Source organism: Roseospira navarrensis (genome assembly GCF_009601025.1).
GTDB classification, from domain to species: Bacteria; Pseudomonadota; Alphaproteobacteria; order Rhodospirillales; family Rhodospirillaceae; genus Rhodospira; species Rhodospira navarrensis.
The window spans coordinates 77,480-91,121 of record NZ_WIVE01000001.1 but is presented as its reverse complement, the minus strand read 5'-3'; the positions used below and the strand labels follow the sequence as shown (position 1 = coordinate 91,121).

11 protein-coding genes are annotated in these 13,642 nt (G+C 71.6%); 2 read left to right on the top strand and 9 right to left on the bottom strand.

Translation table 11 applies throughout. The annotated features are described in order from the left end of the window. Positions 1-38: 38 nt before the first annotated feature. A complete protein-coding gene (miaA, locus tag GHC57_RS00415; RefSeq protein ID WP_153339982.1) occupies positions 39-998 on the bottom strand; it encodes a tRNA (adenosine(37)-N6)-dimethylallyltransferase MiaA in 960 nt (319 codons plus the stop codon). A gap of 105 nt (positions 999-1,103) precedes the next feature. Here miaA and GHC57_RS00410 point away from each other — a divergent pair, with 105 nt between their 5' ends. Continuing rightward, positions 1,104-1,334, top strand: a complete 231-nt coding sequence (locus tag GHC57_RS00410) for a hypothetical protein (RefSeq protein ID WP_153339980.1) — start codon at positions 1,104-1,106, stop codon at positions 1,332-1,334. A gap of 99 nt (positions 1,335-1,433) precedes the next feature. Then, positions 1,434-1,820, top strand: a complete 387-nt coding sequence (locus tag GHC57_RS00405) for a flagellar basal body rod protein FlgC (RefSeq protein ID WP_153339978.1) — start codon at positions 1,434-1,436, stop codon at positions 1,818-1,820. On the opposite strand, the gene fdhD is transcribed toward GHC57_RS00405, so the two are convergent. The 8 genes from fdhD to puhE all read right to left on the bottom strand — a co-directional run bounded on the left by fdhD (position 1,810) and on the right by puhE (position 13,558). Beyond that, on the bottom strand, positions 1,810-2,592 hold the full coding sequence (gene fdhD, locus GHC57_RS00400) for a formate dehydrogenase accessory sulfurtransferase FdhD (RefSeq protein WP_153339976.1): 783 nt from the start codon (positions 2,590-2,592) through the stop codon (positions 1,810-1,812). The two genes, GHC57_RS00405 and fdhD, sit on opposite strands and share 11 nt — an antisense overlap. Before the next feature lie 154 nt (positions 2,593-2,746). Beyond that, positions 2,747-3,865, bottom strand: coding sequence for a THUMP domain-containing class I SAM-dependent RNA methyltransferase (locus GHC57_RS00395; RefSeq protein ID WP_153339974.1), 1,119 nt, complete (start codon positions 3,863-3,865; stop codon positions 2,747-2,749). Positions 3,866-3,936: 71 nt separating this feature from the next. Further along, entirely contained in the window at positions 3,937-6,729 is a 2,793-nt protein-coding gene (gene fdhF / locus GHC57_RS00390) for a formate dehydrogenase subunit alpha (RefSeq protein ID WP_153339972.1), read from the bottom strand. Positions 6,730-6,766: 37 nt separating this feature from the next. Then, a complete protein-coding gene (locus GHC57_RS00385) occupies positions 6,767-8,338 on the bottom strand; it encodes a formate dehydrogenase beta subunit (RefSeq protein ID WP_153339970.1) in 1,572 nt (523 codons plus the stop codon). Next, positions 8,335-8,904, bottom strand: coding sequence for a formate dehydrogenase subunit gamma (locus GHC57_RS00380; RefSeq protein ID WP_153339968.1), 570 nt, complete (start codon positions 8,902-8,904; stop codon positions 8,335-8,337). The genes GHC57_RS00385 and GHC57_RS00380 overlap by 4 nt, the downstream gene beginning before the upstream one ends. 383 nt (positions 8,905-9,287) lie before the next feature. Beyond that, entirely contained in the window at positions 9,288-10,805 is a 1,518-nt protein-coding gene (locus GHC57_RS00375; protein ID WP_153339966.1) for a carboxypeptidase M32, read from the bottom strand. 40 nt (positions 10,806-10,845) lie between these two features. Beyond that, positions 10,846-11,547: a bacteriochlorophyll 4-vinyl reductase gene (gene bchJ, locus GHC57_RS00370; RefSeq protein ID WP_170294589.1), complete on the bottom strand. Its 702-nt coding sequence runs from the start codon at positions 11,545-11,547 to the stop codon at positions 10,846-10,848. A 100-nt stretch (positions 11,548-11,647) separates the two neighbouring features. Continuing rightward, the gene (gene puhE, locus GHC57_RS00365; protein WP_153339965.1) at positions 11,648-13,558 is read right to left on the bottom strand and encodes a putative photosynthetic complex assembly protein PuhE; all 1,911 of its coding nucleotides are present in this window, start codon (positions 13,556-13,558) and stop codon (positions 11,648-11,650) included. Positions 13,559-13,642 lie beyond the last annotated feature (84 nt).

Genomic DNA, 13,642 nt, shown 5'->3' with positions numbered 1-13,642 from the left:
GCCGGCCGCGCGGGGAGCGACACCGTAGTGCCAGACCCCTAGGGGGTCAACAAAAACCGGCGAACGTTTGCAAAGGTTTCCTCGAACAGGCTTTCCGAAAATTGCGCGGGATCAATCGGTTGCGCAACGACATCGGCCTGTGTGCGGTGCCGCAACCAGGTCCGCTGGCGCTTGGCGTACTGGCGGGTCGCCGCCTGCATGCGGGCGACGGCCTCCGGCAGGGTCAGATCCCCCCGCAGATGCGCCGCCAGGTGCGGCACGCCCACCGCCCTCATCACCGGCCGGTCCGGCGGCAGGCGGCGGGCCAGCAGCGCCGCCACCTCGTCGAGGGCGCCGGCGGCGCGCATCGCCTCCACCCGGGCGTCGATCACCGCGTTGAGGGCATCGCGCGGCGGGTCCAGGACCACGGTCAGGGTCCGCGCCCGCAGCGGCGGCGGGGCCGGCGGTTGCCGCTGCCACCACGCCAGCGATCGGCCGGTGGCCTCCAGCACCTCCCAGGCGCGGGCGAGGCGCTGGGAGTTGCCCGGGTCCAGCCGCGCCGCCATCTCGGGGTCCCGCGCCGCCAGCTCGGCATGAAACGCGGCGGTGCCGCGCGCCGCCAGCCGGGCGCGGGCCGCCGCGCGCACGTCCGGCGGAATGTCGGGGATCGCCGCCAGGCCCTCGGTCAGCGCCTGCATGTACAACCCCGTCCCGCCCACCACCAGCGGCAGACGCCCGGCGGTCCAGGCGGCATGCACCTCGGCGGCGGCCATGTCGGCCCAGCGCGCCGCCGAGCACACGTCGCCACCGTCCAGCACGCCATACAGACGGTGCGGCGCCCGGGCCTCGTCGTGCTCCGAGGGTCGGGCGCTGACAATGCGCAGGTCTCGGTAAACCTGGGCGCTGTCCGCGTTGATGACGGTGCCGTCCAGCCGCTCGGCCAATGCCAGCGCAAGCCGCGACTTGCCGCTGGCCGTGGGACCGGCGAGAAGGACGAGGGGCGAAACGGGGTCGGTCATGGCGGGCGGCGGAACCGGGCGGCGGTTTGCGATCCGCCGTGGATTTCACATATAGTGGAGCAAGTCCAGTCGAGGGCGTCCGATCAGGCCGCCCGGGAGAGACACATGGCCGATGATCCGGAAAACTCGGTGCTCGTGTATTTGCGGCGCATGGATGCGAAAATCGATGGCGTCCAGGAAACGCTGAAAGAGCATGCCTTCCGTCTGAGTCGGATCGAGCACTCTCTGAACCGCATCCGCCAGGACATGGCCACCGACGCCGAAGCCGGGGTACTGATGCAGGCTCAGATCGACCGCATCGACCGCCGCCTGGATCTGACCGACGTGCCGGAGTGAGCCGCCCGACGCACCGCCGCTATGCCCATCGTCGGGATGGCGGGAGGACGTTCGGGCGTGTACCTTGGGAACGGTGACGGAACGGAAGGACTCCGACCCATGGCCATCGACGCCCTGTCCATCGGCGTATCCGCGCTGCGCATGAACGAAACCCGCGTGGCGGTCGCCGCCGACAACATCGCCAACGCCAGCAACCGCACGCCCCTCGACCCGACGGCGAAGCCCGAAGGCTACACGGGCTATACCCCCCAGCGCGTCTCGCCGGTCTCGCTGGAGCGCGGCGGCGTGCAGGCCACCCGTCAGCCCGTCGATCCGGCCTATACCGCCGTCGCCGACGGTCGGGGCGGCACCGATGCCATGCCCAACGTGGACCTGGCCCGGGAGTTCGTCGAAATGACCGTGGCCTCCCGCGCCTACGAGGGCGCGGCCAGCGTCATCCGCACCGCCGACGACATGCAGGAGACGCTGCTCGATATCATCGGGTAGGGGGGATATCGAACATCACCACCCCGTCCGGGCGGGCCCGCGCCGCCAGGGTCAGACCAGCGCCCTGCGCCGCCTGAAGTGCCAGCGCCGTGGGCGCGGACAGCGTGGCCAGCAGCGGCACACCCGCGAACGCGGCCTTCTGCACCAGTTCCACCCCGCACCGGCTGGTCAGCACGACGAAGCCCGACCCCGCCGACAGGCCCGCGCGGGCCATGGCCCCGATCAGCTTGTCCAGCGCGGAATGACGGCCCACGTCCTCCCGCGCCAGCAGGATGCGCCCTTGGGGGTCGCAGAACGCAGCACCATGGACGGACCGGGTGCGCGCGTTCAACGGCTGGTGCTCCGGCAGCGCCTGGAACGCCCGCGCAATGGCCGCCGGCGTGACACCCGGGGGCACGGGCGGCACCCGGGGCAGCGCCCGCGCCGCCTGGGCCAGCGATTCCACCCCACACAGGCCGCAGCCGCCGCGCCCCTCCAGCCCCCGCCGGCCGGCGAGACGCGACAGGTCGGCGCGGTCCTCATCGACGGCGAGACACACCTCCCAGCCTTCGGGCTGTTGCCGGACCTTGGTCAGCAGCAGGGCATCCGCGCGCGGGATGATGCCCTCGGCCAGCGAAAAGCCGAGCGCGAAGTCCTCCAGGTCCGCCGGGGTCGCCATCATCACCGCGAACGGATCGCCGTTGTAGACGAAGGCCACGGCCGCCTCGTCCGGCAGGTCCCAGTCCACCGCCCCGGTCGCGCCCGTCGCGCCATGCAGACGACCGTGGGTCATGGCGCTGATCCCGTCTGAGACAACAGGCCATGCGCTTTACCGACCGACGAAAGGGGTAATCCTATTCGTCGGCCGACCGGCGCGACCGCGCCGGCGCCGCGAAGCGGCGGAGGCGAGGAACCGGATCCATCCGTTTCCTCGCCGAACAAAAAAATCAAAGGGCTCCCGTGGCGTACAACCGGATCCGGACCCCGCCATGCGGCACCGGCGGGCCGGGGGGCGCGAAGGGCAGCCCGGTGGCCTTGGCCAGCGACGGCTCGCTGGTGACGAGGCCCACCCGCCACCCCGCGAACCGATCCCGCAACGTGCGCCCGAGCGCCCCGTAGAGCGGCACCAGGCCCTTGCTGTCGCCGATGCGGGTGCCGTAGGGCGGATTGACGATCACCAGCCCCGGCGGTCCCTCCGGCGGCGTCAGGTCGCTGATGGCCTGCTCGCCGAACGCGGTCAGCGCCTCCACGCCTGCGCGGGCCGCGTTCTGACGGCTCATGGCGATGGCCCCGGCGTCCCGGTCGAAGCCGAACGCCACCGGCTGGGCCGCGCCCACAGGGGCCGGAGCCGGGCCCTTGATCGCCGCGAAGGCCCCGGCATCGAACGTCGCCAGATGCTCGAACGCGAACCGCCGCGACCGGCCCGGCCGCAGACCGGCGGCGATCTCCGCCGCCTCGATCACGAAGGTCCCCGACCCGCACATGGGGTCCACCACGGGCTCGCGCCCGTCGTAGCCGCACTGGCGCAGGAACAGGGCCGCGAGGGTCTCGCGCATCGGGGCCTTGCCCACCGCTTCCTTGTGGCCGCGCTTGTGCAGGCCCTCGCCCGAGGTGTCCAGGCTGATCGTGCAGACGTCGCCCTGGATGCGCGCCTTCACGACCACCTCGGCCTCGGCCGAAACCGGCGCCCCCGCGCCGTCCTGGATGGCGCGGGCGATGCGCTGGGCGGCCGCCCGGTCGTGATAGATGCGCGAGCCCTTGCACGCCGCCTCCACCCGCACCGGGACGTCCGGGCGCAGCAGCGCGGCCCAGTCCACGCGGCGCGCCCGCTTGTCGAGCTGCGCCAGGTGGAACGCCCGGAACGACGCCACGCGCACCAGCACCCGGCTGGCGCCGCGCAGCATCAGGTTGGCGCGCCAGGCCTCGGGCCAGCCGCCCCGGAGGGTCACGCCACCCGGCACAGAGGCGGCGTCGCGGAAATCCAGCGCCCGGGCCTCGGCCAGAAGGGCGTCCTCCAGGCCCGGCAGGGTCACCAGGAAAATATCGAGGGGGTCGGTCTCGGTCATGATGGCGCCTGCATAGCGCCCCGACCGCGCCCCGTCGAGCGTTTGCCGTCCGGCCCCTGCGCATGCCCGCCCTACTCCGCCGCCACAGGAGCCGGCGAAGCGTTGGCAAGGGTCACCTGCACCGCCGTGACCTTGTATTCCGGGCAGTCGGTGGCCCAGTCGCCCAGGTCGGTGGTCACCACGTTCGCCCCCGTCACCGGGTGGTGGAAGGTGGTGTAGACCACGCCCGGCGGCACCCGCGTCGTCAGGGTCGCGCGCAGGCTGGTGGCCCCCATGCGGCTGGCCAGGGACACCCGGTCGCCCTCCGCGATCCCGCGCACCTCGGCGTCATGGGGGTGGATCTCCAACACGTCCTCGGCATGCCAGACCACGTTCGCCGTCCGCCGCGTCTGGGCGCCCACGTTGTACTGGGTCAGGATCCGCCCGGTGGTCAGGATCAGCGGGAAGGCGCGGGTCGTCCGCTCCTCGGTCGCCACGAAGTCCGTGACGATGAACCGGCCCTTGCCGCGCACGAAGCCGTCGGCGTGCATGATCGGCGTGCCCTCGGGCGCGGCGTCATTGCAGGGCCATTGCACGCTGCCCAGCCGGTCCAGCCGCGCGAACGAGACCCCGGCGAAGGTGGGCGTCAGGGCGGCGATCTCGTCCATGATCTGGCCGGGGTGGTCGTAGTGCATGGGGCACCCCATCGCGGTGGCCAGGTCGCAGACCGCTTGCCATTCGTGTTTGCCCGTCTTCGGGCGCATGGCCGGGCGCACCCGGTTGATGCGCCGTTCGGCGTTGGTGAAGGTGCCATCCTTTTCCAGGAACGACGTCCCCGGCAGGAACACATGGGCGAACGCGGCGGTCTCGTTCAGGAACAGGTCCATCACCACCACGCAGTCCATGGCGCGCAGGGCGGCGTGAACGTGCCGCGTGTTGGGGTCGGACTGGGCGATGTCCTCGCCCTGGATGAACATGCCCTTGAAGGTGCCCGCAACCGCCGCGTCCAGCATGTTCGGGATCCGCAGGCCGGGGGCGCCCTGGAGGCCGACGCCCCACAGCGCCTCGAACTGCTGACGCACGGCATCGTCCGAGACCGGGCGGTAGCCGCTGAACTCGTGCGGGAACGAGCCCATGTCGCAGGACCCCTGCACGTTGTTCTGACCGCGCAGGGGATTCACGCCCACGCCCCGGCGACCGATGTTGCCGGTCGCCATGGCCAGATTGGCCATCCCCATGACCATGGTCGAGCCCTGACTGTGCTCGGTCACGCCCAGACCGTAGTAGATGGCGGCGTTGCCCCCGGTGGCGTAGAGGCGGGCGGCGGCGCGGATGTCCGCGGCCGGCACGCCGATGATGCCCTCCAGCGCCTCGGGCGCGTTCTGGGGCTGGCGGATGAAGGCGGCCCAGTCGGCGAAGCTGTCGGCCTCGCAGCGGTCTTCGATGAACGCGCGGTCCTCCAGGCCCTCGGTCATGACCACATGGGCCATGGCGTTGACCAGGGCCACGTTGCTGCCCGGCCGCAGCGGCAGGTGGTGGGCGGCCTCGATGTGCGGGCTGCGCACCAGGTCGATGCGGCGCGGGTCGGCGACGATCAGCGTCGCCCCCGCCCGCAGGCGCTTTTTCATGCGCGAGGCGAACACCGGGTGGCCGTCGGTGGGGTTGGCGCCGATCACCAGCACCACGTCGGCGTCCTCGACGCTGCGGAAATCCTGGGTGCCGGCCGAGGTGCCGAAGGTCTGCTTCAGGCCGTAGCCGGTGGGCGAATGGCAGACCCGGGCGCAGGTGTCCACATTGTTGCTCCCGAAGGCGGCGCGGATCATCTTCTGGACCGCGAACACCTCTTCATTCGTGCAGCGCGACGAGGTGATGCCGCCGATGGCGTCGCGGCCGTGTTCGGCCTGGATGGCCTTGAGCCGCCCGGCGGCGAACCTGATGGCCTCGTCCCACGACACCGGGCGCCAGTCGTCGGCGATGCTGTCGCGGATCAGGGGCGTGGTCACCCGGTCCGGGTGGGTGGCGTAGCCGAAGGCGAACCGGCCCTTCACGCAGCTATGGCCTTCGTTGGCGCCGCCGGTCTTCTCCGGCACCATGCGCACCACGGTCTCGCCCTGCATCTCGGCGCGGAACGAGCAGCCGACGCCGCAATAGGCGCAGGTGGTGGAGACGGCATGCTCGCCGTGGCCGTGCTCGATGACGCTGTTTTCCGTCAGCGTGGCGGTGGGGCAGGCCGCGACGCAGGCACCGCAGGAGACGCATTCGCTGTCCAGGAACGACTCGCCTGCCCCCGGCGAAACCCGGGAGTCGAACCCCCGTCCCTCGATGGTCAGGGCGAAGGTGCCCTGCACCTCCTCGCAGGCGCGCACACACCGCGAACAGACGATGCACTTGCTGGGATCATAGGTGAAATAGGGTGTGCTGGTGTCCGTGTCGGCCGCGCGGTGGTTGGCGCCGTCGTATCCGTACCGGACCGCGCGCAGGCCAACCGCCCCGGCCATGTCCTGCAACTCGCAGTCGCCGTTCGCGGCACAGGTCAGGCAGTCCAGCGGATGGTCGGAGATATAGAGTTCCATCACGCCCCGGCGCAGTTTCGCCAGACGCGGAGTCTGGGTCGAGACCGCCATGCCCTCGGCCACCGGGGTGGTGCAGGACGATGGCGTGCCCTTGCGGCCCTCGATCTCCACCAGACACAGGCGGCAGGAGCCGAACGCCTTCACGCTGTCGGTGGCGCAGAGCTTGGGGATCGAGATGCCGGCCTCGGACGCGGCGCGCATCACCGAGGTGCCCTCGGGCACGGTGACGGCCCGGCCGTCGATGGTCAGCGAGACCAGGGTGTCGCTCCGGACGGCCGGGGTGCCGTGGTCGATCTGGCGGGTCAGGGTCATGGCGTTTGACCTCACAGTGACGGCGGGTTGCCCCGCCCTACTCCGCCGCCGCGCCCAGGGGCGGGCGGTCGAAATCCTCCGGGAAGTGCCGCAGCGCGCTCTGCACCGGCTGCGGCGTCAGGCCGCCCATGGCGCACAGTGAGCCCTCGGCCATCACCGCGCACAGGTCGTCGAGCAGCGCCAGGTTGGCGTCGCGGTCGATGCCCGCCACGATGCGGTCGATCACCTCCACCCCGCGCTGGCTGCCGATGCGGCACGGCGTGCACTTGCCGCAACTCTCGATGGCGCAAAACGCCATGGCGAAGCGGGCCATGGCCGCCATGTCCACGGTGTCGTCGAACACCACGATCCCGCCGTGGCCGACCATCGCGCCCACGGCGGCGAAGGCCTCGTAGTCCTGGGGCAGGTGGAACAGGGACTCCGGCAGGTACGCGCCCAGCGGTCCGCCCACCTGCACGGCGCGGACCGGGCGGCCGGACGCGGTACCGCCACCGAAGCGGTAGACCAGGTCGTGCAGCGAGATGCCGAACGGCACCTCGACCAGCCCGCCGCGCTTGACGTTTCCCGCAAGCTGGAACGGCTGGGTTCCGCGCGAGCGCCCGACCCCGAACGTGGCGTAGTAGTCCCCGCCCCGGGCCAGGATGGTGGGCACGGCGGCCAGGGTCAGCACGTTGTTGACCACGGTGGGCGTGCCGAACAGCCCCTCCAGCGCGGGCAGCGGCGGCTTGGCCCGGACCTGCCCCCGCCGACCCTCCAGGCTCTCCAGCATCGCGGTTTCCTCGCCGCAGATGTAGGCGCCCGCCCCGACCCGCACCTGCAGGTGAAAGCGCTGGTCCGTGCCCTGAAGGGAGTCGCCCAGCCAGCCCGCCTGTTCGGCGCGCCCGATGGCGGCGCGCATGGTGGCGATGGCGTGCGGGTATTCCGAGCGGATGTAGACGAACCCCTCGGCCGCGCCCACGGCCAGCCCGGCGATCACCATGCCCTCGATCAGAAGGAAGGGATCGCCCTCCATCAGCATGCGGTCGGCGAAGGTGCCGCTGTCGCCCTCGTCGGCGTTGCAGCAGATGGTTTTGACGGGTCCGGGGGCCTTTCGGACCGTGTCCCACTTGATCCCGGCCGGGAAGCCCGCGCCGCCGCGCCCGCGCAGGCCGCTGTCCGTGACCGCCCGGCAGATGTCCTCGGGCGGCATCGCCAACGCGCGGGTCACCCCTTCGAACCCGCCGTGGTCCCGGTAGTCGTCCACGGACAGGGGGTCGATGACCCCGCAGCGGCTGAAGGTGATGCGCTGCTGGTCCTTCAGGTACGGGATCTGGTCGGTCGGGCCCAAGGCCAGGAGATGGGCCGTGTCGGGCGCGGGGAAGCCGGCGTCGAACAGGGCCGGCACATCCTCCGGCGTCACGGGACCGAAAGCATGGCGGGTGCCGTCCGGTCTCTCCACCTCGACCAGCGGTTCCAGCCAGAGCATGCCGCGCGAGCCGGGGCGGACGAGCGTCAGGGCCACGCCGCGCCGGGTGGCTTCGGCCTGGATGGCGGCGGCCACCTCATCCGCGCCCACGGACAGGGCGGCGGAATCGCGGGGCACGAAGACGCGGAGGGCGGCGGCGGTCATGGCGTCGGGCTCCCCGCCCCATGCCGGGCGGGTGGTGCACACCCGCCCGGAACAGGTTCGGACGAGGGTTCACCCCCCGTCCGGCCGGCCTCGGCCTCCGCCCGGAGCGCGTCCGTCAACGCATTGAACCGGGCGGACGACACGCGGCCGTGCGGGACATCGTCGATCATCACCGCCGGTCCCAGCGCACAGTTGCCCAGGCAATAGACCACCTGCAGCGAGACCGCGCCGTCGGCCGTGGTGCCGCCCGCGTCCACCGACAACGACCGCTTCACATGGTCCAGCAGGGACTCGGCGCCGACCGCCTGACAGGCCTCGGCGCGGCAGACCTTGACCACGTGGCGCCCCGGCCGGGTGCGGCGGAAATCATGATAGAAGGTGACGACGCCGTGGACCTCGGCCCGCGACAGGTTGAGCGTGTCCGCCAGCAGCGGCACCGCGTCTTCGTCGATGCAGCCGAATTCGTCCTGCAGCGCGTGCAGCATCGGCAGCAGCGCGCCCGGCATCTCCGCGTACGCGGCCAGGATCGCGCGCGCGCGGTCCTCCGCCCAAGGCGAAGCGCTCATGCCCTGTCCTCCCCGTCCGGCGCCGTTCAGGGGCGCTCTTTGGGTCTTCACCCAACCGCAAGAGGGTCCGACTTCCGCTGCCTCTTTCGGGTCATCCTGAGCCGCTGACAGCGGCGAAGGATCTCGCGAGGAGGCATGACTCACGGTCGGCCGATGCACGCCCCGGCCCGAGATCCTTCGGTCGCGCCGCTCCGTCAGGATGACACCCCTTTTTTGGTGGTGTGGCACCCGTCCTGGAGATCGAAGCCGCGTCCCTTTGGTCTGTTCTCGTTACACTCTCGAACAGAGGAGGCGCGCGATCAAATTGGGAATCGTGATGACGTGATAGCGGATCGCTATCACGTCGCCATAAAAGTCGATGCTGTTGAAATGACGGGCGCGCTCTACCCCACCCGCTCCACGTACCGCCGCCGCAGGTGGGCGGTGAACACGGCGGCGTCCAGCGGACGGCCGGTGGCGCGCTCCAGCATCTCGCGCGCGGTGACGCTCTGGCCCAGACCGTGGACCTGGGTCCGCAGCCAGCCCAGCAGGGGCGCGAAGTCGCCCCGGGCCAGATCGTCGGGAATGGAGGGCACGGCGGCCACCGCGGCCGCGAAAAGCTGCGCGGCGGTCATGGCGCCCAGGGTGTAGGTCGGGAAATACCCGATGGCCCCGTCATACCAATGGATGTCCTGCAGGCAGCCCGTGCGGTCGTCGGGCACCGTCACCCCCAGCAGATCGCGCATGCCGTCGCGCCACGCGCCGGGCAGGTCGTCCAGCGCCAGATCCCCGGACAGCAGGGCGCGTTCCAGCCGGAAGCGCAGGATGACGTGGGCCGGATAGGTCACTTCGTCCGCGTCCACCCGGATTAACCCCGGCTCCACCCGCGTGTTGCGGCGGTACAGCGTCTCAGCATCCCAGCCCGGATCGCCCGGGCGAGCCCCGAACGCCTCCGCCATCAGGGGGGCGGCGAACGTGAGGAACGCCCGCGACCGGCAGGCCTGCATTTCCATGAGCAGGCTCTGACTCTCGTGCACACTCATGCCCAGCGCCCGGCCCACGGGCTGGTCCCGCCACGCGGCCGGCAGGCCCCGCTCATAGAGCGCATGGCCGGTCTCGTGCAGCACGCCCATGAGGGCGCTGGTGAAGTCGGCCTCGTCGTAGCGGGTGGTGAGGCGCACATCGTCCGGCACCCCGCCGCAGAAGGGATGCAGGCTCTCGTCCAGCCGGCCGTGACGGAAGTCGAAGCCGATGCGCTCCATCAGGCGGCGCGCCAGGGCGCGCTGTTTGTCGGCCGGAAACGGTCCGGGCGGCAGGGCCGACGCCGGGTCGGCGGCCTGGGCCGCCAGCGCATCGTCCAGGATCGCGGGCAGTTCCGCCGCCAGATCGTCGAACAGCGGGGCGATCTCCGCTTCCGAGCCGCCGGGTTCGTATTCGTCGAGCAGGGCGTCGTAGGGCGAGCGGCCCAGCGCCTCGGCCTTGGCGGCGGCAATCTCGCGCGTCAGGTCGAGCACGGTGGCCAGCCGGTCGCGCACGGCCGCGAAGTCGTCCGCCGCCCGCGCGCCGCGCCATGCCATCTCGCAGGCGGAGCAGGCGCGGGAGTGCGCCTCCACCAGCGCGGTGGACAGGGCCGTGGCGTGCCGCCACTGGCGGCGCATGGCGGACAGATTGGCCCGGTCCCAGCCGTCCAGGGCGGGGGCCTCGTCCGCGTCGGCCGCGTCCAGCAGGTCGCCCACCTCGGGGGCCGTCAGCAGGTCGTGACTGACGGTCTTCAGGGTGGCGAGCTGGGCCGCGCGAGCCTCCGCCCCGCCCTCCGGCATGACCGTGGACAGGTCCCAATGGAGCATGCCGGCGGCATCCTCCAGATGGGTCAGGCGGGCGAAGCGGGTCTTGAGACGGGCGTAGGGGGTCTGGGCATCCATCGCGGTCAGGGACTCCGGAAACGGGAAAGACCGATCAACCCTACCACACCACCTCGAAGGTGCAGGCCGTCCCTCCGGCGGCCTCGCAGGCGACCTCTCGGACCGTCGCCTTGCGGGCGACCAGTTCGCGGAACAGGCGCTCGAAGGTGGCGGCGTAGTAATCGCACACGGCGATCCCGGCGCCGGGCACGGCGGCCTGGATCGGCCCGCCCGCGATCACCAGCCGGGTGGGGCGGCCGGCGTGGCCCTCGAACCGGCCGGCGCCGGCGAAGGTCCAGGCGTGCTTGCCCATGGCCTTGATGAGGATGCGCGCGGCCGGCACCGGCGGCAGCAGCTTCAGCACGACCTGGGCCGGCTTCGGGATGCGGTGGGCCAGCAGATAATCGCCCGTGGCCTCGCCGGCGCGGCGGCTGACCGCGACCATGGTGGCCCGGTCCAGGCGGGCGCGCAGCACCCGGTGGAGCGCGGTGACGTCCGCCGCCGGGACCATCGAGTCGGGCGGCACGGCCAGATGATGGGACAGGCCCGCCTCGGCGAACAGGTCCGCGGTATCCGCCTGGCCGACGGCGGCGGTCAGCGCCTCCGCCATGCGGATGATGCTGTTCGGCCCGATCCGGGCCACATCGTCCGCCGCCCCGTGGGCGGGCGCGGGCGCCGCCATGCCAGGGGAGAGATCGGGCGCATGGGTGGCGCAGTCCTGGCAGGGAATGGCGCCGGCGGCGCGGTCCTGGGCATCGCACATGAGAGGAAGGTCCTGCGGGTCTCGGGTCAAACGGAGGCGCGGCGTCGCGGACGACATCTTGTCGCGGACCTGCCGGATACGGTCAAGACAGGGGGGCGGATCAGGCGCGGCTGGCGCAGCCCTCGAACGCCTGCCGCAGGCGGGCGCCGTCCAGGGCGCTGCCGACGGCGACCACCCGGGCTTCCGGATCGCCCGCGTCGGGACCCGGGTCCAGGTCGGCGACGCTGGGACGGCCCTCGACGATGCGGAAGCGCACCCAGCCGTCGCCCACGCGGGCGATGCCGTTCAGCCGGTCCACGGTGCCGAAGCCCCCCCGCGCCGCCTCGTCCAGCAGGGCGCGCAGCCCGTCCGGGTCCAGGCGGCCGGAGAGATCGGCGCTCCAGGCGCGCAGGTCCAGCACGATCACCTCGGCCGGCCCACCCCCGGCCGATGCGCCGCCGGCCCCGCCCTCGGCCCCGCCGCCTTCGGCCATCAGGGCATCCAGATCCGGGAGCGACTCGGGCGGCACGCCGGCATGATAGTGGTGGTGGTGGTGATGGTGGTGATGCACCATGGCCCCCGCGGTCTCGGCCGCGCGCGCCGCCATCGTCGGCGCGGACGCGGCGGCGCGGTCTTTGGCGGGGGGCGCGGCGGCCGCGTCCTCCGACACCCCGTGCACGGCCGTGACGATGCGCGCGGCCGGGTTCAGGGCCTGCAGGGTGCTGGTCAGCGCGGCCAGTTCCGATGCGGGCACCAGATCGGCCTTGTTGATGATGAAGGTCGTGGGCGGCGGCTCGTCGCGGCGGGTCTCGCCCCGGCCGCTGGCCTGCACCTGGGCGCGCAGGAAGTCCGGCAACCGGGCGTAGTCCGCCATGAAGGCGCTGGCGTCGATCACCACGGAAAACCGGATGCCCTTGATCGACGGCCGGATGTCGGCGCGGTTGAGCACGTGGGTCAGCACGCCGATGTCGGCGATGCCGCTGGGCTCGATCAGCACCTGATCGGGCTTGGTGGCGGCCAGGGATTCCTTGAACTGGTGCGCCAGATCCTCGCGCAGGCCGAAGCAGACGTGGCCGTCGGGCAGCGTCACCTTGTCCCCGTCCGGGCCGCGCACCAGGGTGCCGTCGCCCGCCAGCACGCCGCAATCGTGCACCAGCGCCAGCACGCGGCTGTCGGCCGGGGCCTCGGCGAGCCGACGCCGCAGCACCGTGGTTTTCCCCGCGCCCATGAAGCCGGCCAGGATCTCCACCTTCACCGCCGGGGTCTGCGGCGTGCGCGAGCGCAACGACCAGTTCCACAGGGCGGCGGCCGGCAGCGGCAGCACCAGGAACCAGTGTTCCAGGATGGCCAGGGTCATCATGGTGGCGACGAAGGTGTAGGCCACCACCTCGAAGTCGGTGGCGTCCGGCGCCAGGGCCGCCTGGGCCAGCAGCACGGTCACGATGGTGGAGAGCGTCACCGACACCGGGAACAGCAGGTTCATCTGCTGGCGGTTGTTGAAGAAGCTCTTCAGGAATTCCATGTGGTCGGGCAGGAATTCCTCGTTGAGATTGCGCACGCCCAGGAACACGTTCAGGCGGGCACTTTCGTGCATCCACCACAGCGCCACATAGGTCCACAGCGCCACGTGGTTCGGCTGATTCCAGGTCAGCACCAATATGGCGGCCAGCGTCACGATGATGGAGATCTCGTGGTAAAGGCTGGTCTGCACCGCATGCCAGAAATGGGGCCAGCCCCGGCAGCCCTCGCGGCAGGCATGCCGCCGGGTACCCGTGACGTAGCCCATGTAGAAGCTGATTTCCTGCCAGCCCCAGGCCAGCAGTCCGTAGGTGAACGCGGCATAGGCGCCGGACACCGAGGCATCCCCGGCGCTGGTGTGCAGCCCGTACAGCGCTCCGCCGAAAATGACGGTGGCCGCCAGCATGGACCACTTGAAGGTCCGGGTCGGCAGGCCGTCCAGATACAGGATCACGCCGGTGGCGAACCACCAGACGAACACGGCGTGAAGGATGGGTAGGGCATACTCGGCCAAGACGGCGGTCTCCTGCCTCCGGATCGGGTGCGAGGGTGCGGGTCATGCCAACGGCATCCGACGAGGACCGTTGGAGTCCGCAGC